Raw genomic sequence first — 20,401 nt, 5'->3', positions numbered from 1 at the left:
TTTATATTTTAAAATTGTTTTAAAAATTTCATATCACTTTCATAAAGTGCGCGAATATCATCTATTCCGTATTTAAGCATTGTAATTCTATCAAGTCCAAATCCAAAAGCAAAACCGCTATAAACTTCTGGATCAATTCCACAATTTCTTAAAACCTGAGGGTGAACCATTCCACAACCCAACAGTTCTATCCAACCGCTACCACTACAAACTTTGCATCCTTCGCCCTTACATACAAAGCAAGTAGCGTCCATCTCTGCTGATGGTTCTGTAAATGGGAAATGATGTGGTCTAAATTTTGTCTCCATTTTGTCCCCAAACATCTTTTGCGTAAATAGCTCTAGTGTTCCTTTTAAATCAGCAAAAGTAATGCCCTTATCTACTATAAGTCCCTCAATTTGATAAAAAATTGGTGAATGAGTCGCATCTACTGCGTCTGATCTATAAACTTTACCTGGTGCAATCATCTTTATAGGCGGTTTTTGATTTTCCATAGTTCTTATTTGTATTGGTGAGGTCTGAGTTCTTAAAACTATACTATCATTTATGTAAAAAGTATCTTGTTCTCCTCTTGCCGGATGATTTTTAGGAATATTTAAGGCCTCGAAGTTATAATAATCTTGTTCTACTTCAGGTCCCTCCTCAATAACGAAACCCATAGATAAAAATATTTCATTAACTTTTTCAAGTGTTAGATCTAATGGATGCCTTTTACCTATTGTTTGTTTTTTCCCAGGCATAGATATGTCAATAATTTCACTTTTCAACTTAATATCCTTTTCCTTGTTTTTTAATGTATTTGAGGCTTTAGTTATAAGTGACTCTATATTCTCTCTAACTTCATTTGCTAATTTACCAATTACCGGTCTTTCTTCATTTGATAACTGTCCCATACCCCTTAATATTTGTGTCAATTCACCTTTTTTACCTAAATACTTAACTCTAACATTTTCTAATTCCGTTTTAATAGAAGCTCCTTTTAATTCTTCTAAGACTGCAGCTTTTATCATTTCTAACTTTTCTTTCATAATGAATGCTCCTTTCATATTTATATAAGTTTATATTTCATGTTTTTTTATAAAACAAAAAAAACCGTCCCTTATAAAGGGACGGAATATCCGCGTTACCACCCTAATTGACTAAAATTAGTCCTCTTAGATAAATTTATCGATTTTACCCGCTAACAGTTACTTCATTTCACTGTTAGAACTCCGGAGTGAACTTCAATATAAAAATTTCTTAAGCAAGCTCTCAGTCTAAGGCTTCTTATCCCTGTAATCATCTTTATATTTACTTTCTCCATCACAGTGTATTATTAATTAATTAACTTATGAAAGTATACAAAATATTATAACCATAATTTCTAAAAATTTCAACTATAATTTCATATTTATATAATATTCTTTTGTCTTACAACTTCATACATCATAATTGATGCAGCAACTGCTGCATTTAGAGATTCCGCGCCACCAGGCATAGGAATCTTGATTTTTATATCACATATATTATAAACTTCGGCACTTATTCCGTTACCTTCATTTCCAACTGATATAATAACTTTTTGTTTTAAATCTATATCATAGAAATTTTTATCAGTATCTAATGAACTAGTAATTAGTTTGAATCCATCACTTCTAAGTTGTTGTACTAATAATAAGTCCTTATCATAAATAACAGGTATATTAAAAATAGAACCCATTGTGGATCTTAAAGTTTTATCATTATAGATATCCACAGTTCCTTTTGTTATTATAACCCCTAAGGCCCCCGCAGCATGAGCAGTTCTTATTATAGTACCCATATTACCCGGGTCTTGAATTTTATCTGCTAACATATAGAACCCATGGTCATATTTAATTTCTACAGATTTATTTCGAACAACAGCTAAGATACCTTGTGGATTATCCGTATAGCAAATACCTTTAAATATACTATCACTAACACTATAAACTTTAGTATTTGTCTGTAGCTTATCTTTCATACAGGAGTTTTCATATTTTTCCTCTCGGGAAGCACTCAAAAATATATTCACCACTTCAAAATCGGAATTTAGAGCTTCTTCTACAAATCTAAACCCTTCAATTAAAAACATATTACTACTTATTCTATATTTTTTTTCTTTTAACTTTTTAATATCTTTAATTAATAAATTATCCTTGCTTTGAATATGTTCCAAATTAAGTCTCCTTATTTAACTAATTTCTCCAACTTATTCAACTCTTCAATATTGCCTATAGCCACAATTATATCACCTGGTTCAACAATGTTATCTGCTGAGGGAGAAACATCAATATCATTGTTTCTTTTTATAGCCATTACATTTATACCATATTCAGCTCTTATATTTAATTCTCCCAGGGTCTTATTATGCCATTCTTCAGGACTAACAACTTCAGCTATACTATAATCAGGAGATAATTCTATGTAATCTAATATGTTTGATGAAACTAAATTATGAGCAACTCGTACACCCATATCTCTTTCAGGGAAAACTACTCTATCTGCACCTATTTTATATAATACCTTAGCATGCAATGCATTAGTTGCCTTTGTAATTACATATTTAACTCCTAGTTCTTTGACTAGAAGTGTTGCAAGTATGCTAGATTGGATATTGGCACCTATACTAATAACTGCACAATCAAAATTACGAATACCAAGAGCCCTTAAGCTATTTTCATCGTTTGCATCAACCTGAACTGAATGAGTTACTTTTTCTGAAATTTCTTGTACTATCTCTTCGTCAGAATCAACTGCTAAAACATCATTTCCCAACGAATATAATGTTTCAGCAACAGAGGTTCCAAATCTTCCAAGTCCTATAACAATAAACTGCCTTTTACTCATTAACCCCACCCCTATCCAATTAAAATTTTATCTTCTGGATACCTTATAGTTCCAGATTTACTCTTTTTATTTTTAGCCAATGCAAGTATTATAGTAAGCGGTCCTACTCTCCCTGCATACATTGTAAGGGTTATTATTATCTTCCCCACAAACGTTAATTTTGTAGTTAATCCGAGTGTTAACCCGACTGTAGCAAATGCTGAAGTAGCCTCGTATAAAAAATATTCAAAAGGAATATTGGGTGGCTCTGTAATTGATAATACCATTGTAACTATTACAACAATTGCGAGGCCAAGAACAGTTATTACTAATGCTTTGTATACAAGTTCTTTGTTTATGCGTTTTTTAAATATTTCAGTATCCTCGCGTCCACGAACTACAGACATTACAGTCATAAAAAGCACAACTGCGGTAGCCGTTTTATTCCACCAGCCGTTGAACCTGGAGATCCACCAATAAACATCAAAATTATTGTTAAGAAATTCCCTGCTGGAGTCATTTTGTTTAATGGAATAGAATTAAACCCAGCAGTTCTAGGAGAAACTGAAGCAAATATTGAGGATAATATTTTACCCTTCACAGACATTCCTTGCATAGTGTAAGGATTATTCATCTCAAAGATAAACATGAGTATTGCTCCTCCAACAATTAAAATTATTGTTGAATATATAACTACCCTAGAATGGAGTGACAACCTTTTAGTTCCCTTACAATTATATATCTCTACCCAAACATAAAATCCTAACCCACCTATTGCGATTAGTGCTGAAATTGTAAGTATTACTACAGTATTATTAGCATAAGCAATAACACTATTAAAATTCCCCATCAAATCAAACCCAGCATTACAAAAAGCAGAAACTGAATGGAATACACTATAATAAATTCCTTTAGCAACTCCAAATTGGGGAATAAATTGTGTTGCAAATAACACTGCACCTACACCTTCAACAGAAAACGTAAATATCAATACATATTTAACCATCTTAACTAATCCTTGCAATGAATTTACATTCATAGCTTCTTGCATTACCATTCTTTCCTTTAATGTTATTCTTTTACCTAAGAAGAAAAAAACGAGCGTTGCCAAAGACATAAATCCAAGTCCACCTGTTTCTATTAATAACATTATTACTGTTTTACCAAAGTAAGTCCAATATGTACCCGTATCCAGTGTTACAAGTCCCGTAACGCATACAGCAGATGTAGAGGTAAATATACAATCTATAAAAGGTGTAATTTTACCACTTTGTGAAGCTATAGGTAGACACAGAAGTATCGCTCCTATAAGTATTACTATAGCAAACCCTAATGAAATTATCTGAACAGGAGTATATATATTTTTCTTCTTAAAATTTTTAATATTCAATTCCAAATTAGCCACCTCTACACCTTTAAATTTTCATAAGTGATGTTTTACTAATTATATCATGTTACATATTTTTGTCAAAAATGCAATAAAAAATGCAGCCTAATGGCTACATTTTAAAGTAATACTCTTATGCTTGTAATTGTTTTTTTGCAACTTCTACTAATTCAGCAAAAGCTTTTGGATCATTTATAGCAATCTCAGAAAGCATCTTTCTGTTAATATCTATACCTGAAAGTTTCATACCATTCATGAATCTTGAATATGAAAGATCATTTAATCTTGTAGCTGCATTTATTCTAGCTATCCAAAGTGTTCTAAAATCTCTTTTCTTTCTTTTTCTTCCGATATAACCATTTCTTAACGCTCTTATTACTGCTTCGTTAGCTGTCTTAAATAACTTACTTCTTCCACCGTAGTAGCCTTTTGCAAGTTTTAATACTTTCTTATGGTTTTTACGAGAGTTAACTGCTCGCTTAATTCTAGCCATTTAATATACCTCCTAATCACCATTCAATTATAAGTATGGTAACAATTTCTTCATTGATTTTATTTGTGTTGTTGAAACATATGCTGTTTTTCTAAGGTTTCTTTTTCTTTTGGGACTCTTTTTTGTTAATATATGACTTGTGAAAGCTTTCGCTCTCTTCAATTTACCTGTACCTGTTTTCTTAAATCTTTTTGCTGCGCCTCTATGTGTTTTCATCTTAGGCATAATAAAATTCCTCCTTTCGGTTATGCTTTTTTGGGAGCTAATATCATTATCATATTTCTTCCCTCTTGTCTAGCTGGTTTTTCAACAATATAAACATCACCGATTTTATCCACAAAACATTTTAATATTTTGTGTCCTACTTTAGAGTTTTCAATTTCTCTTCCTCTAAATCTTACAGTTATCTTTACCTTATCCTCATCTAACAAGAATTTTTTAGCATTGCTAGCCTTAATTGCAATGTCATGGTCTTCTATAGTTGCACTTAATCTTATTTCTTTAAGATTAACAACCTTTTGCTTTTTCTTTGCTTCTTTTTCTTTTTTCTGTTGTTCATAAACGAACTTACCATAGTCCATTATTCTGCAAACTGGTGGTTTTGCAGTAGGCGACATCATAACTAAATCTAAGTCTTTCTCTTCTGCAAGTTTCAACGCATCTTTTGTATTCAAAATACCTAATGCAGAACCATCAGCTCCGATAACTCTTATTTCTCTGTCTCTTATTTCCTCATTCATCATGAAATCTTTGTTTTTACTAATAGTTTTCACCTCCTAGGTGCTTTTAGATAATTTTGTAATGTTAAAAAATAAAGGGACGGCATATGCCGTCCCTAATAGTAACAAATTCAAACTACTACATAACCTGACTAGCATAGCTGTTAGGTGAGAAACGGCTGTTTCTTCTTGTTAAAAATAATTATATTTTATTATATTAATTTAATTTTTATATTTTCGTTCACAACAATTAATAGTATACCTGCTTATTATTAAATTGTCAACATTTATTATCTAATTATAAAAGCATTGTTTAATTGTTAAAGCTATTATTCACTTTTAATTGACTATTACTTAATCATCATAGCTTGTAATTCTTGATTATTTATTTTAATATTGCCATTCCATTTTTTATTTTTTCACATTCAACACAACTATCACAATATTCAACTCTACCTACAAATACTTTACTTATAGTTTGAATTAATTCTTTGTTTTTGCAATACTCGACGCAATGTATAATTATTTTTTTAGGAGCACTTGTTATCATTGTACTAATTATAAGTTCTTCCTGACTTTCTTTCGAATCAAATTTAACATCCGATAATTCCATTATCATATCTTCTACTAAATCATTCCCATCTTTATCTCTCAAATAATAATTCCCATCTTTTCCAACTAGAATATTAACTTCGTCTATCTTACTATCTTGAACTTCAACAAAGTATTTTAACAATTTTATAAACTCATTATATTCTTTTTCTACCATATACTCTTCTACAACTTTATCAACTATACACTCTAAATCACCATTCAATTCTTTTGTTCTAAATGTTAAAAATCCACTTATGTTAATCTCATTGTTTTCTTCTATGCATTTAGTTATTTTGTCAATAATTTTATTTTTCCTATTTATACAATATACCATATTAGGACCAGATATTGACCCTTCGCTAAGCAAAGCTTCTTGTATCTTCGGCTTTACTTGTTTTATTTCATCGTATTGAAGAAAAAAATAAGTGTCAGCTAAAAAGTTGTTTATTTCTTTTTTACAAAATTCCGTTGTTACTATTTTATATAACATATTTGCAACATTCAAATTAAATGTTTTGATACTACTCTCGCTTAAGTTGTCATTGCTACAAAAAAACTTTATAAAATGCGTATCCTCTAATATACTTTCCGATATACCTATAATGTTTTTTTTATCTTCTAAACATTTTTTTATTTTTTTAATTTCATCATTAATGTATTCCATACTCCTATTATATACAACGGTTAATAAAAGCATTTCGCACACTCCTTTCTCATGACGATAGTATGTGTGTAATATAAATGTATATGCAAAATAGATTAAACAATAATCGACATATTGCAATTCATAATAACTTTGTGTTATAAGGTAAACATAATAAAAAGATAGGAGTACTACAATGAAAAATGTTATTGTTGATTTTAGAATCACAAGTGAAGAAAAAGAAAATTTAATTTCTAGAGGGTTTGACTTATTAATTTGCCCTCCTAGTAACCTTTTATATAAAGCAGTGGAGGGTCACCCAGATATGCTAATGCACATTTCAGGAAATAATATTGTTGTTCATAAAAATATGGATGATGAATTTATACATAAATTAGGCCTACAAAGTTATAAAGTTTATAAGTCGAATTTAACTTTGAAAACCAAATATCCTCATGATATATGTTTAAATTCATTAAGCATAGCTAATTTATTTGTTCACTCAATTAATTTTACTGATACTAAACTTCTGTCCCTTTTAAAAGATAAGAAATTAATAAATGTAAATCAAGGTTATACAAAATGTTCTACTTGCATAGTAAATGATCATGCAATCATTACAAGTGATGTTACTATCGCAAAAGCCTTATCCCTTGAAAGAATAGATGTTTTATTAATCCCACCTGGGGATATTCTCCTTCCGGGGCTTAATTACGGTTTTATTGGTGGCGCAACAGGTCTTATTGAAGATAACGTCTTAGCTTTCTATGGTCACCTAGATTATTATTTGTATGGTAAAGAAGTATTACAATTTTTAAAAAAACATAATGTAGAACCTGTATTTTTAAGGACTGGAAAACTAATTGATAGAGGTAGTATTTTTAGATTATAGTGAAAACTAATCATCAAATTATCTTATGCAAATTTGTTTATTATTGTGATATAAAAGTTGTTTTAGAGACTTTCCTTCTGAGATGTCGTAAAATTGTTTAGAATTGATTATAAAATAAAAAAAAGCAGTCTAAATGCTGAACATCAACATTTAAACTACTTTTCACTGCTTTGGAGGCGCCACCCGGATTTGAACCGGGGAATAAAGGTTTTGCAGACCTTGACCTTACCGCTTGGCTATAGCGCCATAGTTTGGAGCGGAAGACGAGATTCGAACTCGCGACGTTCACCTTGGCAAGGTGACGCTCTACCACTGAGCCACTTCCGCACCATTGGTGGCTAGACCAGGAATCGAACCAGGGACACGAGGATTTTCAGTCCTCTGCTCTACCGACTGAGCTATCCAGCCTTACTAATTTTTCAAATTCACTAATTTTATTAAACTTACTAAATTTAATGGCGACCCAGAAGGGACTCGGACCCTCGACCTCCGCCGTGACAGGGCGGCACTCTAACCAACTGAGCTACTGAGCCATATGTGGTGGGAACAACAGGGTTCGAACCTGTGACCCTCTGCTTGTAAGGCAGATGCTCTCCCAGCTGAGCTATGCTCCCACATGTCTTTATCAGACTAGTATAGTCTACATCATTTCATAAAACTTGTCAACAACTTTATGCAGTAACTGTTTTTTTACTTTAATGTTTACTTTCTTGTCTCTCAATACTTTATTATAATATAAGATTTTTCTATAGCTGTCAATAGTAAATATAGTGAATGCTACTTTGTATTTCTATATTCCAGTGCCTATATTTTAAGAATACTTCATTTTCCTACGATTTTCACAAAAATACAATATACCTTGTTTTTACTATAATATAAAAAGAAGCAACAATAGTAACAATATTTCTTTGCTCTAAAGTTGCATTCTAAATTACAATTTTGACTCTTTAAGTAATTGACCAATATCTTCATGACTAAATTCATATTTTTTGTTACAAAAGTGGCATTTAAGTTCTTCTGTTTTACTATCATTATATAATTCTTCTAAATCCCTTTTACCTATGCTTATTAATGCTCTCTCAACTCTTTCTCTACAACAATCACATTTATAAGTGGGCTTTATTTCTTCGTGTATTTTAAGTTGCATATCCTCAAAAATAAATTCTAAAATTTCTTCAATATTCATCCCTTTTTCTATAAACTCAGTTATGGATGGAATCTCTTCTAACCTATATGTTATTGTATCAGCCAAAAATTCATCAGCACCAGGCATCATTTGAATAATAAATCCACCTGAAGCTTTAATACTCATGTCTGTATCTACTAACACTCCTAGTCCCACAGCAGATGGTGTTTGCTCAGATACTGTAAAGTAATAAGCTAGATCATCTCCTATCTCTCCTGTGCGAATTGGTACTTGACCAATATAGGGCTCCTTTAGACCCATGTCTCTTATAATTCTTACATAACCATCTTTGCCAATAGCACCACCTACATCAAGTTTACCTTGTTTATTAGCAGGCAAATCTACATTAGGATTTCCTATGTATCCTTTTACACTCGAATCAGCATGAGCAGTTACTACCACTCCTTTCGCTTCTCCACCACCGTCAATTTGGAGTGTCAGACTATCCTGCTTCGACTTAAGCATGGTTCCCATGAGAGTACCCGCTGTTAGCATTCTACCAAAAGCAGCTGCTGCCGTAGGTGCACATAAATGCATCAAAGCTCCCTCATTTACTAAATCTGTAGTTATAGCTGCAACTATTCTAACCTGACCTTCCTTTGCAGTAGCTCTAACCAATTTATCCATAAACTAACCCCCTTATATAATCTTTAATAGTGCAAACACTATCGATACTCTCCTATATTTTACTTCTTTAGCACATAACATATTCGCTCAGTATGATCACTTACCACTTTATCTTCATAGTTATCCATTTTCTTTATCATTTTAAATCCAATTTTTTTAATAATGTTTTCTATATATTCTTGAGTATAAGCTCTCTCTGAGTGAACCTCATCAAATCTTTTATATACTTGTCCTTCTTTTACAAAAAAGGTTAAATTCATTTCTACAACATCATTTTCTATATAATTTTCCCAAATGTAGACCACATCATCCCTATCATAATTATAAGTATTATTACCGAGCACATTAGTTAATTTATAATAAGAGTTAACGTCAAACACAAATAAACCACCCTCTTTTAATAAATTGTATGCACCCATTAAATACTTTTCAAAATTTTCTTCTTCTAATATATAGTTACTAGAATCTAAACAGCAAGTAATGAGATTAAAAGTATTATTTAAGTTCAATTCACAAATATTTTGGCATACAAAGTTTAATTTTATTGATGCTTCCCTCATTTTTTTCTCTGCTTGACTTAACATATCGCTAGATAAATCAACTGCCCATACATGATTAAATTGACTTGCAATTTCTATAGTAAGATTTCCTGTACCACATGCTAAATCTAAATAGCTATCCATCTCTAAGTTATATTCTTTGCAAATACGTAGTATGTTAGATGCCCATGTTTTATAATCAATATCAGAATTGATTAATTCATCATATATGCATGCAAACTCTTTATAACAGTCCATATTAACATTTCTCCTTATTCAAGGACTTCTTTTCTTTTCCAAAGAATTCTCCTTTTAAAACAATACTGGCATATAATATTCTAACCTATACACCAAATATTGTCCAAAGTAATTTAACTAACATCTTTAAAAGTCTTTGTTTTTAGGAAGATTAATTATTTTCTTTCTCTTAGTCATTAAGCCCCCAATCCTTCCTGTTTCTTCTGCTGTTAATCCACTCCACCCACAATCATCTATCTTACCAGTTAATCCTAATTCCTCTGCTATTTCATATTTTAACGCTTCTCTGAGCATTTCATTTTTAGTTAACTCTTTGTTTGTTTTTAATTTGGCTTTTATAACCTTTTTTAAAGGTGTTTTTCCCATGATATACCTCCCAATTATAATAGTAATATATTATATTTTTTACACCTTTAAGCTTTTTTATTCACATTACTAAAAAAAGTATAATTACCTTTTGTTTAATTATGTTATAGTTAACTGAAGGGTATCTAGCATATTATTTGATAATTACAATATTGTAAATGCTTTCTTTCATATATATGTCGCTTATTTATGTCGCTGATTTTCATTTATTTTAAAAAAAGTATATATATTTGCACATAAGGGCTATATAATATAGTATAGTAATTAAAAATATCTTAGTGATAATCCATGTATTCTTTTAATTTATTATAAATTAAAATGACGAAATGCTTCACTAAAATCAATTTCGATTAATAAGTATATAGTAATAAAAATAAAATAGTTCTATGAAGAATAGCAATCAACAATTATTGTTCTTCTGATGACTACGAGGAGGTAATCTTTTGAGTATTTTTAAAGGTTCTGGTGTTGCAATTGTCACCCCGTTTAATGAAAGAGGAGTCGATTTCAAAAAACTCGAAGAATTAATAGAATGGCACATTAAAAGCAAGACAGATGCTATTGTAGTGTGTGGTACTACAGGTGAAGCTTCTACTATGACAGATCAAGAAAAAAAAGAGACTATAAAATTTGTAGTTGATCTAGTTAATAAAAGGATTCCAGTAATTGCTGGTACAGGAAGTAACGATACTGCCGCTGCAATAAGCATGAGTAAATGGGCAGAAAAAATAGGAGTAGATGGAGTACTTGTAATTACACCCTACTACAATAAAACTACTCAAAAAGGATTAGTTGAACATTTCAAAGCAATTGCAAGTAGTATAACTACACCAATTGTAATGTATAACGTTCCTTCAAGAACAGGAATGAATATTAATCCTAGCACACTTCTAAAATTATGTGTAATACCAAATATTGTAGCAATTAAAGAAGCAAGCGGTAATATAGGTCAAATAGCACAAATTAAAGCACTATGCGGAGATAACTTAGATGTCTATTCAGGTAATGACGACCAAGTTATACCTATACTATCCTTAGGTGGCCTCGGTGTTATTTCAGTTCTCGCAAATATAATTCCTACAGATATGCACAATATGTGTGAGTTATATTTAAATGGGGATCATGCAGCTGCTCTAAAGATTCAACTTGGGTATCTTCCTCTTAATAACGCAGTATTTATAGAAACTAATCCTATACCTGTAAAAACAGCTATGAATCTTATGGGAATGGAAGTCGGTTCTTTAAGACTACCTTTATGTGAAATGGATGAAAATAATTTACAACTTCTAAAGAAAGAACTAAAAGCATATAATATTCCTTTGAAGGAGGAACTCTAATGATTAAAATGCTATTAAACGGTTGCAATGGAAAAATGGGCAAAGTTATTTCTGAAATGGCTAAAGCATCTACAACAATTTCAATTGTTGCAGGTGTTGATAGAAACTCATCTAATTTAACCTATCCATGTTATGACAGTATCCTTGAATGTGAAATTGATATAGATGTAATTTTAGATTTTTCAAGGCCTGATGCACTAGATAGTTTATGTAAGTATTCTAAAGAGAAAAATGTCCCTATTGTATTCTGCACTACTGGTTACTCACCAGCGCAATTATTAAAAATTGAATCTCTTAGCAAAGAGATTCCAGTATTTCATTCCGCAAATATGTCAATAGGCATAAATATTGTTAATAATATACTTAAGAGTATAAGCAATATGCTTTACAAAGATTTTGATATTGAGATAATAGAAAAACATCACAACCAGAAAGTTGATGCTCCTAGTGGTACTGCTCTACTTCTTGCAAATACAATTAAAGATTCAATCGACGACGAAACATTCTTTACTAAAGGCCGCGATGGCTTAAGTAAAAGACAACCTAATGAAATAGGTATTCATGCAGTGCGTGGTGGAAACATTATAGGTGATCATGAAGTCATATTTGCAGGAAAAGGTGAATGCATTGAAATTAAGCATACTGCAATATCAAGAGATGTTTTCGCTATAGGTTCCCTAAAAGCCTGCGAATATATATATGGAAAAGATAAGGGTCTATATACTATGGATGATGTGGTTAACATGTCAATTTAGACTTAAACAATAAATTCTTCAATAAATTAATTTGCACCCTATAAAGTAGAGAAATAAGAATTCTACATTATAGGGTGCATTTTAGATTGTTTTTTAAGTTATATCTTGAGTTTGTGTTAAGTTCCATGCTTATTAAGCTTACTCAGCTATGTTTATAATGTCTTAAGCCATTTTTCCATTCTGTCTAAGCCTTCTTTTAACACTTCTAAACTATAAGAATATGAAATTCTTATGAAACCTTCTCCTCCCGTTCCAAAAGCTGAACCAGGCACAACGGCAACCTTACCTTCATGTAGCAGTCTGTTGCAAAATTCTTCACTACTCATAGAAAATCTAGTTATAGATGGAAATATATAAAAAGCACCCTTTGGAAGTGTTGTATCCATTCCCATTTGTTTTAGTCTTTTATATACGTATTCTTTTCGCATCTCAAACTCCACTTTCATATTATTCACATCATTCATGCTAGAAAGTAGCCCCTCGTACGCGCCCCATTGAGATATTGAAGTGGCACAGGATACATTATACTGATGTACTTTCATTATACTATCCATAATATATTTGCTTGCGCAAACATACCCTACTCTTAGACCTGTCATTGAAAACATTTTAGAAAACCCACCAACCAAAATCACTTTGTTTCTTAATTCATCAATTTGAGCTAAAGAATAGTATTTTTCATAACATAATGAACTATACATTTCATCACTTATTATGTGAATATCTTTATCTTTTAAGATTTCAAAGAGTTTATCTCGCTCAAAGCGTGATAATATTGCTCCAGTCGGATTGGATGGATGTGACATTACTATAAGCTTAGGATTCTCCTCATCAATTAGTTTAATTATAGAATCAAAATTAATAGTAAAATCTTTATTAAGATTATAATTAACTACCTCTGCACCAAAAATCTTAACGCAGCTCTCATAAGCTGGATAAGCCGGAGTTGGCACTAGCACCTTATCCCCAGCATTTAAAAATGCTGCAAATATACATAAAAGCGCTTCACTTCCACCTACAGTAACTGTTATTTCATCAGCTAAATATCTTATATCCATGCTTTGTAAAAACTTCGAAATTTCATCTCGAAGTTCTGGAATCCCCGCATTAGCTGTGTACTCAGTTTTATTCTCATTTATAGCTTTAATCATGGCATTTTTAATGTTCTTAGGCACTGGAAAATCTGGTTGACCAAGGGTAAGTGAAATTGCACCCTGTACCTTTGTAACCTTATTGAAAAATTTTCTAATTCCAGAAATCTCTACATTATTTACATTATTTGAAAATAACTTATTCATAACATCCTCCATTTCAAGTGTTTTTACTCTCAAGTGTTTTCATTATAAGTATTTTACTATATAATAGAATAAAAATCAGTATTTTTTAAATTTTTCTAAGATAATATCAATATTTTTGTTTAATTACTGTACATTTTGTTATATGATTTACAATGTACATAGTTTTATGTTAAAATTATATTTTTAAATTAAACTATATTCATTAGATCAATGACTGATATAAATATTCTTTTTAGGAAATAATATTTATAGTGTAATCGAAATTAAACACATAAAAACAATAACTTGACTTAATACTTATAATACGAAAGGAGAATAATTATGAACTATGATTTAACAGATCCTTATGAAATTGCAAGGTACATAAAAGAGGCAAAAAAGGCAACTCCCATTAAACTATATATTGATGGAGACTTATCCAAATGCGACTTTGGAGGTATAGAGAATTTTGGTAGTGGTGATTTCTATATGCTTTTTGGAGAAAGTGACGAGGTATCAGATTTCTTAATAAAGTATAAAGATAAAATCAGAAAATTCAAACTTGAACAAGACAGACGTAACTCTGCTATCCCCCTAATAGATTTGAAAAATATCGATGCAAGAATTGAACCAGGTGCAATTATACGAGATAAAGTTACCATAGGTAAAAATGCTGTTATAATGATGGGCGCTGTAATAAATATAGGTGCTGAAATCGGCGACGAAACTATGATAGACATGAATGCTGTTGTTGGAGCACGTGGAAAACTTGGTAAAAGAGTTCATTTAGGCGCAGGTGCTGTAATAGCAGGTGTTCTTGAACCACCAAGCAAAAGTCCTTGTGAAATTGGAGACAATGTACTAATTGGAGCGAACTCTGTAATACTCGAAGGCGTAAGAATTGGAAATAACTCAATAGTTGCAGCAGGATCAGTAGTTGTAAATGATATTCCTGAAAATGTTGTAGTTGCAGGAACCCCAGCTAAAATAATAAAAAATGTAGATAGTAAAACTAAAGAAAAGACTAAATTACTTGATGATTTAAGAAAATAAAATAAAAGAGCATATATTACCGCGAATGCATTTTAGGTAATATATGCTCTTTTAAAAATTCAAAATAATAACTTAAAAATTTATATTATATTGCATCTAAAGCCTGAAAGTCTCCCTCTTCATCAGTAGGTGTATTGGCTTCTACTGTGTTTTCACCATCTTTAGTAACTTTCTCCATCTTTGATATAGACACTTCATACGCCACTTTTTTTATAACTTCATCGTCTGATAATTTTTTTTGATATTCTCTGCTTTGAAGTCTACCCCAAATTCTTATATTATCTCCTACTTCAAGACTTTTACAGAATCTAGAATTTCGTCCCCAAGCAATTGTAGGTATATAATCAGATTTATTATACAATCTGTTAACTGCTAAAAGCATGTCCGCAATCTCTCTTCCAAAAGGAGTTGTCCTATATACTGGGCTTTTACAGATATATCCGTCTAAAAAAATTTGATTTGGATTTTTACTTCTTTCTTCACATACCTTAATGTCCCTAGCAAATACAGTTAATATTAATCTATTTGATCCCTCAACAAATTTATTGTAAGATCTAAGTTGGCCTTCAACTATAAACTCATTTCCTGTTTTGATATCCATACCTGCAATTAATCTTTCAGATATTGTTATTGTTAATACATCAGTTGTTTCACTAAGTCTCCAGACCTCAAAATCAAACACATAAAAGCCTTCTCCATACATTTCATGACTGAATTTTAATTCAGATACTACTTTTCCTTCTAAATAAATCTTATTATTTAACATAACATTATCCATCATAATCCCTCTTTCCCTTAGTTTTTTTAATTAACTTTCCTTAGAATATAAGTATTCATTTTTCTATTGTAATATACCAAATATTGAGATAATTTCATTTGTGTTTATTTTTCCATAATTGTTAGTATTTATATTCCCATTATAATACAAATGCTTGTTAGATTTCAATACTTTTAATTTTTATTTCTGGATTTGTTTTCCTGATTCATCTATATAATAATTATTTTTATATATAAGGTCTGATACTGTTACAAATTGGTAACCTTGATTTTTAAAATATTGTAATATTTTCTCTAGATTTTGAGGAGTGTATTTTGCATCGTTATGAAATAAAAGTATAGAACCTGGCTTAGTTTTTTTTATTATTCTATTATACTCGATTTCTGCTCCTTGTTCTTTCCAATCTATACTATCCACGTCCCATTGGATACAATAATGATTTGTAGATGCTACTGTTTCAATTACTAAATTATTATACTCTCCAGATGGGCATCTAAAAAGTGTTGTTTCTTGACCTGTTATAGCCATTATTTTAGCATCTGTTGTGTCTATTTCTTTTATTATTTTCTCTTTGGACACGGTAGTCATTATTGGATGTTTGTTAGAATGATTTCCTATTTCATGTCCCTTTTCATGCATTATCTTTAACATACCTGGAAATTGGTCTATCCATGCTCCCACTACAAAGAATGTTGCTTTAGCATTATATTTATCTAATGTCTTTAATATATCATCTGTTCTATCATCACCCCAACTTGCATCAAATGAAATCGCAATCTTTTTCTCTTTAATATCTACAGAGTAAATTGGTAATTTACGTTGTTCACCTAAAAATGTGCCCTTAGTTTTCCAATTGTAAACTCCTATAATTGCTGAAATTCCAATGAATATCACACAAAATACAAATATATTTTTTTTTATGTAACTCATGCCTTATTATATCCCCCTTATATCTTACATTGCTTTGTACCTAAGAAACATTTATTAAATAGTTGCCCCTTGTACATTTATACTTTAAATTTATTCTAAAAACTAATATATATGTATAATTCGATTACAATCTAATAATAATTAAGGCAAATTATTATAAATTAAAAGCACCGATTAATTTTGGTGCTTTTTATGTTATAATGTTTATAGTTAATTTTACATGAAACAAAACAGTTCATTATTGTTTTGGATTAAGTGAACTACAAGGAGGAACAGATATGTTTGAAGATGCTTTAGATTTAGCTGAAAATAAGCTTCTTTTACTTTATATATTCTATAAAATAAAGCTCCCTATTTCCAATATCCAAATAACACAAATTATTCTTGAAAATAATTTTATAAATTACTTCACATTGCAACAATATATCACTGAACTAATTGCATCTAACCTACTTAAACGTACTGAGCAGAAAGGTAAACATAGATTAGTTATTACACAAAAGGGTGATAATGTTCTATCCTTATTTAAAGGAAGAATTTCTGATAATAAGATAACACTTATTGATAGCTATTTAAAAGCTCATCTTGAAAATATAAAAAAAGAACTAACAGTTATTGCTGACTATACAATTGAAAACAATAATAATTATTTAGTTAACCTAACTGCTTCTGAAGATAGCTTTACACTTATAGATATTAAACTTAGTGTAACATCCAACAAGCAAGCACGGAATTTATGCACTAAATGGAGAAATAAACCTTCTGAACTTTATGCTAAAATAATAAATCTACTAATAGACGACTAATCTTCATATAACGGATTAGTCATCTAGAAAAGTCATTCCTGTGGGCTCCCTGCCAATAGATATGGCTTTTTTATTTTCAGTGATTTTGTCAATTCTAAAGAGCAAATTATTATAATTATCACCTACATACAAATATTTTTCATCTTCTAGTATTCCTCTAGGCATACCTCCAACTTCAATTTTTTTAACTTCTTTATAATTATTTATGTCTAGCATACTTACCGTACCTTCTCCAAAGTTTGAAACATAGCAATATCTTCCATTACAATATATGTCCACCGGTGAATTGCCAACAGGTATCTTGTATATTACGTCATAGTTTTTTAATGAAATTATGCTAATACTACCCTTGTTATCCATACCTATATTACTCTCGCAAACTAAAATATAATTTCCATCTGGAGTAATTACAGCTTTAGTAGGATATGCACCTACTCTAATGTTTTTTGTGTTTCCATTACGTGCACAATCTACTATTGTTATACTATCACTATTCATATTGGCTACTACAACAAGATTACTTTTTTTACAAATATGAATACTATGTGGTGAATTACCACAGGGAATCGCTTCTACAATATTTTTTTTCCCTAAATCAAAAACTATTATATCATCAGAATCCCCACAAATAACATAAGCTTTATCATGATAAACCGATAAATCATTACAATGCATACCTATAAAATAACTTTCTGTTTCATAACTATTACTATCAACCATAGAAATACTGTTATCATAACTATTAGCAGTTAATAGTTTATCTTTATAAACATATATACCATGAGGACCAATTCTTTTGAGATCTTTATTATTCAAATATATTTTATTATCTTCTATAAACAAACTTAAGTTAACCTTTGATATGCAATCTGCTGAAGTACTACATACATATAAATTTCTCAAATTTCCTCACCTCCTCATAACCATAATATGAAAATACCAACAATATGCTAACAATGTTTTATAAAAATTAATTCTTGAAATGTAGATACTCAATAGTATATAATAACTAATGTAAATACTAAAATTGTGAAACGCGGAGGAAAAAATTATGTACAGTTATGAACCAAAAGAGGTTTGTTCAAAAAAAATAACTTTTGAAGTTGTTGACAATAAAATAACAGAGGTCGTTTTTACAGGAGGATGTCCAGGGAATTTATTTGGGATTGCGACACTCGTAAAAGGAATGGAAGTTAAGGCTGCTATAAAAAAACTTAAGGGTATCCGCTGTGGAGATAAAAGCACTTCATGCCCTGACCAGTTTGCTTTAGCACTTGAAGAGTTAGTTATAAATGATTAATTCATGTACATGAAATTAATGTACATAAAAAAAATGCAAGCCACATATAATCATATGTGGCTTGCATTTTTTTAATATTGTTAGTGACAATGGACATTTCTTATTATTCTTCTCATGTCGCCCACCATGTATAGGGAACCCGACACCAATAACAAATCCTTATCACTACAGTAGCTTAAAGCTTTTTTATAAGCCTCTTCATAATCTTCAATAGCTTCACATTTTGTAGTATATTTTTCTACTTGGGCTTTTAATTCTTTTGATAGTTCTGCACGTTCACTGTGTGGTGTAACGGTAATAACTCTACTTACCTTTGGAACTATAGTTGCTATCATTTCTTCCACTTGTTTATCTGCAAGTATTCCTAGTATTAATATAATCTTATTATAGTCAAAATACATGTCAATACTTTGAGTGAGGTTTTCAATGCCGTCAATATTATGTGCTCCATCAATAACAACCAAAGGCTTTTTATTCATTACCTCAAGCCTCGCAGGCCACTTTACTATGCCAAGCCCTGTTATTATATCATTTTTATTAACTTTGACTCCTTGCCCCATAAGCTCCTCTATAGCATGTACCGCTACGGAGCAGTTTAGCAATTGGTGTTTGCCTAAAAGTGACAAATTAATATTATAGTCATTATTTATTGTATCAATTTCTATCTGTTGAGTTATCAATATATCGCTAGTGTATTTTTCTTTTTCATCTAAAATAGGTAAAACATATTTTAGATTTTTCTTTCCTAAATATACAACTGAATCTTGTCTTACCTTTATTAATTTACATTTTCTTTCCATGCATATTTCCTCTATTACTTTTTCACTTTGTTTTTGTTGTGGAAATATAACTACAGGAATTCTATTCTTAATAATACCCGCTTTCTCATAAGCAATCTTCTCCATAGTATCCCCAAGTATTAGGGTATGATCCAAACTGATAGATGCAATAATACTTAAAATAGGTGTTATTACATTTGTTGAGTCGAGCCTGCCCCCAATTCCTACTTCAACTACTGCAAAATCTACATTACTCTTATAAAAATATAGAAAACCGGCACAAGTAATAATTTCAAATTCTGTTGGATTACCGTGCCCAAGTTCTACTACCTTTTCTACAGCTTTTGAAACCTCTGTTACAATATCACTTAAATCCCCTTTAGATATATTCCTATTATTTATTTGTATCCTTTCTTCAAACTCTTCAATAAATGGAGAAATATATGAACCTACCTTGTATCCTGCTTGCACCAAGATTGTAGTGACCATAGCAGTAGTAGACCCTTTTCCATTAGTTCCTGCAATATGTATACATTTTACTTTTTTATGAGGATTTCCTAAAAGTTCTAATATTTTTTCAGTTCTCTCAAGCCCAAGTTTGCTACCAAACTTTGCTGTATTTTTTATATAATCTATAGCCTCATTATAATTCATGCTTATCCTTCCTTTCAAATAAGTGATTGGGTACGATTAATAACTTTTAACTTCCACTTACTAAAGTCTATACCAACTTAGGGACAGTTAACAAGTCTTTCTTATAATTAAAGCTAATTACAGTTAATAAAAATATTTAAGTGTTACTAAAAGGTAGGGGACGGTTAACAACTAATTCCCCAATTAGTTGTTAACCGTCCCC

General features: G+C 30.6%; 21 protein-coding genes, 5 tRNA genes, 1 pseudogene and 2 other annotated features. Of the genes and pseudogenes, 6 read left to right on the top strand and 21 right to left on the bottom strand.

Annotation, left to right across the window (positions count from 1 at the left end):
* Positions 1 to 8 precede the first annotated feature (8 nt).
* The 8 genes and pseudogenes from pheS to ytxC all read right to left on the bottom strand — a co-directional run bounded on the left by pheS (position 9) and on the right by ytxC (position 6,716).
* A complete protein-coding gene (gene pheS / locus LGK95_RS09715) occupies positions 9 to 1,028 on the bottom strand; it encodes a phenylalanine--tRNA ligase subunit alpha (RefSeq protein WP_226124483.1) in 1,020 nt (339 codons plus the stop codon).
* Positions 1,029 to 1,102: 74 nt separating this feature from the next.
* Positions 1,103 to 1,315: a binding site (T-box leader), on the bottom strand.
* A 75-nt stretch (positions 1,316 to 1,390) separates the two neighbouring features.
* Entirely contained in the window at positions 1,391 to 2,176 is a 786-nt protein-coding gene (locus LGK95_RS09710) for a TrmH family RNA methyltransferase (protein ID WP_226124480.1), read from the bottom strand.
* Positions 2,177 to 2,187: 11 nt separating this feature from the next.
* On the bottom strand, positions 2,188 to 2,847 hold the full coding sequence (locus tag LGK95_RS09705; RefSeq protein ID WP_226124479.1) for a potassium channel family protein: 660 nt from the start codon (positions 2,845 to 2,847) through the stop codon (positions 2,188 to 2,190).
* A gap of 11 nt (positions 2,848 to 2,858) precedes the next feature.
* A pseudogene (locus tag LGK95_RS09700) lies at positions 2,859 to 4,216 on the bottom strand (TrkH family potassium uptake protein).
* 130 nt (positions 4,217 to 4,346) lie between these two features.
* On the bottom strand, positions 4,347 to 4,706 hold the full coding sequence (gene rplT / locus LGK95_RS09695; protein ID WP_226124477.1) for a 50S ribosomal protein L20: 360 nt from the start codon (positions 4,704 to 4,706) through the stop codon (positions 4,347 to 4,349).
* Positions 4,707 to 4,733: 27 nt separating this feature from the next.
* A complete protein-coding gene (gene rpmI / locus LGK95_RS09690) occupies positions 4,734 to 4,931 on the bottom strand; it encodes a 50S ribosomal protein L35 (RefSeq protein WP_165414228.1) in 198 nt (65 codons plus the stop codon).
* 20 nt (positions 4,932 to 4,951) lie between these two features.
* Positions 4,952 to 5,479 carry a translation initiation factor IF-3 gene (gene infC / locus LGK95_RS09685; protein WP_226124475.1) on the bottom strand — a complete coding sequence of 176 codons (528 nt, stop codon included), beginning with the start codon at positions 5,477 to 5,479 and terminating at the stop codon, positions 4,952 to 4,954.
* Between the two features lie 31 nt (positions 5,480 to 5,510).
* Positions 5,511 to 5,622: a sequence feature (ribosomal protein L20 leader region), on the bottom strand.
* 188 nt (positions 5,623 to 5,810) lie between these two features.
* Complete coding sequence (ytxC, locus tag LGK95_RS09680; RefSeq protein ID WP_226124473.1) at positions 5,811 to 6,716, bottom strand: putative sporulation protein YtxC; 906 nt, start codon at positions 6,714 to 6,716, stop codon at positions 5,811 to 5,813.
* Positions 6,717 to 6,858: 142 nt separating this feature from the next.
* On the opposite strand from ytxC, the gene LGK95_RS09675 reads away from it, so the two are divergent.
* The gene (locus tag LGK95_RS09675) at positions 6,859 to 7,554 is read left to right on the top strand and encodes a DUF6873 family GME fold protein (protein ID WP_226124471.1); all 696 of its coding nucleotides are present in this window, start codon (positions 6,859 to 6,861) and stop codon (positions 7,552 to 7,554) included.
* A 171-nt stretch (positions 7,555 to 7,725) separates the two neighbouring features.
* Here the strand turns inward: LGK95_RS09675 and LGK95_RS09670 are convergent.
* The 8 genes from LGK95_RS09670 to LGK95_RS09635 all read right to left on the bottom strand — a co-directional run bounded on the left by LGK95_RS09670 (position 7,726) and on the right by LGK95_RS09635 (position 10,530).
* Positions 7,726 to 7,800: transfer RNA gene (locus LGK95_RS09670), tRNA-Cys, on the bottom strand.
* A 6-nt stretch (positions 7,801 to 7,806) separates the two neighbouring features.
* Positions 7,807 to 7,881: transfer RNA gene (locus tag LGK95_RS09665), tRNA-Gly, on the bottom strand.
* A 5-nt stretch (positions 7,882 to 7,886) separates the two neighbouring features.
* A tRNA-Phe gene (locus tag LGK95_RS09660) sits at positions 7,887 to 7,962 on the bottom strand.
* A 48-nt stretch (positions 7,963 to 8,010) separates the two neighbouring features.
* A tRNA-Asp gene (locus LGK95_RS09655) sits at positions 8,011 to 8,087 on the bottom strand.
* A 5-nt stretch (positions 8,088 to 8,092) separates the two neighbouring features.
* Positions 8,093 to 8,168: transfer RNA gene (locus LGK95_RS09650), tRNA-Val, on the bottom strand.
* A gap of 317 nt (positions 8,169 to 8,485) precedes the next feature.
* Positions 8,486 to 9,367: an Hsp33 family molecular chaperone HslO gene (hslO, locus tag LGK95_RS09645; protein WP_226124469.1), complete on the bottom strand. Its 882-nt coding sequence runs from the start codon at positions 9,365 to 9,367 to the stop codon at positions 8,486 to 8,488.
* Between the two features lie 59 nt (positions 9,368 to 9,426).
* The gene (locus tag LGK95_RS09640; RefSeq protein ID WP_226124467.1) at positions 9,427 to 10,164 is read right to left on the bottom strand and encodes a class I SAM-dependent DNA methyltransferase; all 738 of its coding nucleotides are present in this window, start codon (positions 10,162 to 10,164) and stop codon (positions 9,427 to 9,429) included.
* 126 nt (positions 10,165 to 10,290) lie between these two features.
* On the bottom strand, positions 10,291 to 10,530 hold the full coding sequence (locus tag LGK95_RS09635) for a small, acid-soluble spore protein, alpha/beta type (RefSeq protein ID WP_226124465.1): 240 nt from the start codon (positions 10,528 to 10,530) through the stop codon (positions 10,291 to 10,293).
* Between the two features lie 443 nt (positions 10,531 to 10,973).
* Between LGK95_RS09635 and dapA the strand changes: the two genes are divergently transcribed.
* Positions 10,974 to 11,867: a 4-hydroxy-tetrahydrodipicolinate synthase gene (gene dapA / locus LGK95_RS09630; RefSeq protein WP_226124463.1), complete on the top strand. Its 894-nt coding sequence runs from the start codon at positions 10,974 to 10,976 to the stop codon at positions 11,865 to 11,867.
* The gene (dapB, locus tag LGK95_RS09625; RefSeq protein ID WP_226124461.1) at positions 11,867 to 12,622 is read left to right on the top strand and encodes a 4-hydroxy-tetrahydrodipicolinate reductase; all 756 of its coding nucleotides are present in this window, start codon (positions 11,867 to 11,869) and stop codon (positions 12,620 to 12,622) included. The genes dapA and dapB overlap by 1 nt, the downstream gene beginning before the upstream one ends.
* A 152-nt stretch (positions 12,623 to 12,774) precedes the next feature.
* Here the strand turns inward: dapB and LGK95_RS09620 are convergent, their stop codons facing one another.
* Positions 12,775 to 13,920, bottom strand: coding sequence for a pyridoxal phosphate-dependent aminotransferase (locus LGK95_RS09620; protein WP_226124459.1), 1,146 nt, complete (start codon positions 13,918 to 13,920; stop codon positions 12,775 to 12,777).
* Between the two features lie 321 nt (positions 13,921 to 14,241).
* On the opposite strand from LGK95_RS09620, the gene dapD reads away from it, so the two are divergent.
* Entirely contained in the window at positions 14,242 to 14,952 is a 711-nt protein-coding gene (gene dapD / locus LGK95_RS09615) for a 2,3,4,5-tetrahydropyridine-2,6-dicarboxylate N-acetyltransferase (RefSeq protein WP_226124457.1), read from the top strand.
* A gap of 85 nt (positions 14,953 to 15,037) precedes the next feature.
* On the opposite strand, the gene LGK95_RS09610 is transcribed toward dapD, so the two are convergent.
* Together LGK95_RS09610 and pdaB are read right to left on the bottom strand one after the other, a co-directional pair.
* The gene (locus LGK95_RS09610) at positions 15,038 to 15,730 is read right to left on the bottom strand and encodes a single-stranded DNA-binding protein (protein WP_226124455.1); all 693 of its coding nucleotides are present in this window, start codon (positions 15,728 to 15,730) and stop codon (positions 15,038 to 15,040) included.
* Positions 15,731 to 15,910: 180 nt separating this feature from the next.
* Positions 15,911 to 16,660 (bottom strand): polysaccharide deacetylase family sporulation protein PdaB, encoded by a 750-nt coding sequence (pdaB, locus tag LGK95_RS09605; protein WP_226124453.1) that lies wholly within the window; start codon positions 16,658 to 16,660, stop codon positions 15,911 to 15,913.
* Positions 16,661 to 16,938: 278 nt separating this feature from the next.
* Between pdaB and LGK95_RS09600 the strand changes: the two genes are divergently transcribed.
* Positions 16,939 to 17,466, top strand: a complete 528-nt coding sequence (locus LGK95_RS09600) for a DUF4364 family protein (RefSeq protein ID WP_226124451.1) — start codon at positions 16,939 to 16,941, stop codon at positions 17,464 to 17,466.
* Between the two features lie 15 nt (positions 17,467 to 17,481).
* On the opposite strand, the gene LGK95_RS09595 is transcribed toward LGK95_RS09600, so the two are convergent.
* Positions 17,482 to 18,369: a YncE family protein gene (locus tag LGK95_RS09595; RefSeq protein WP_226124449.1), complete on the bottom strand. Its 888-nt coding sequence runs from the start codon at positions 18,367 to 18,369 to the stop codon at positions 17,482 to 17,484.
* A gap of 148 nt (positions 18,370 to 18,517) precedes the next feature.
* Between LGK95_RS09595 and LGK95_RS09590 the strand changes: the two genes are divergently transcribed.
* On the top strand, positions 18,518 to 18,766 hold the full coding sequence (locus LGK95_RS09590; protein ID WP_226124447.1) for a TIGR03905 family TSCPD domain-containing protein: 249 nt from the start codon (positions 18,518 to 18,520) through the stop codon (positions 18,764 to 18,766).
* 80 nt (positions 18,767 to 18,846) lie between these two features.
* On the opposite strand, the gene LGK95_RS09585 is transcribed toward LGK95_RS09590, so the two are convergent.
* Positions 18,847 to 20,199 (bottom strand): bifunctional folylpolyglutamate synthase/dihydrofolate synthase, encoded by a 1,353-nt coding sequence (locus LGK95_RS09585; RefSeq protein WP_226124445.1) that lies wholly within the window; start codon positions 20,197 to 20,199, stop codon positions 18,847 to 18,849.
* Between the last annotated feature and the right edge of the window lie 202 nt (positions 20,200 to 20,401).

Source organism: Clostridium algoriphilum, assembly GCF_020443705.1.
Classification (GTDB): Bacteria; Bacillota; Clostridia; order Clostridiales; family Clostridiaceae; genus Clostridium_AD; species Clostridium_AD algoriphilum.
This window is presented reverse-complemented; position numbering and strand designations above follow the sequence as displayed.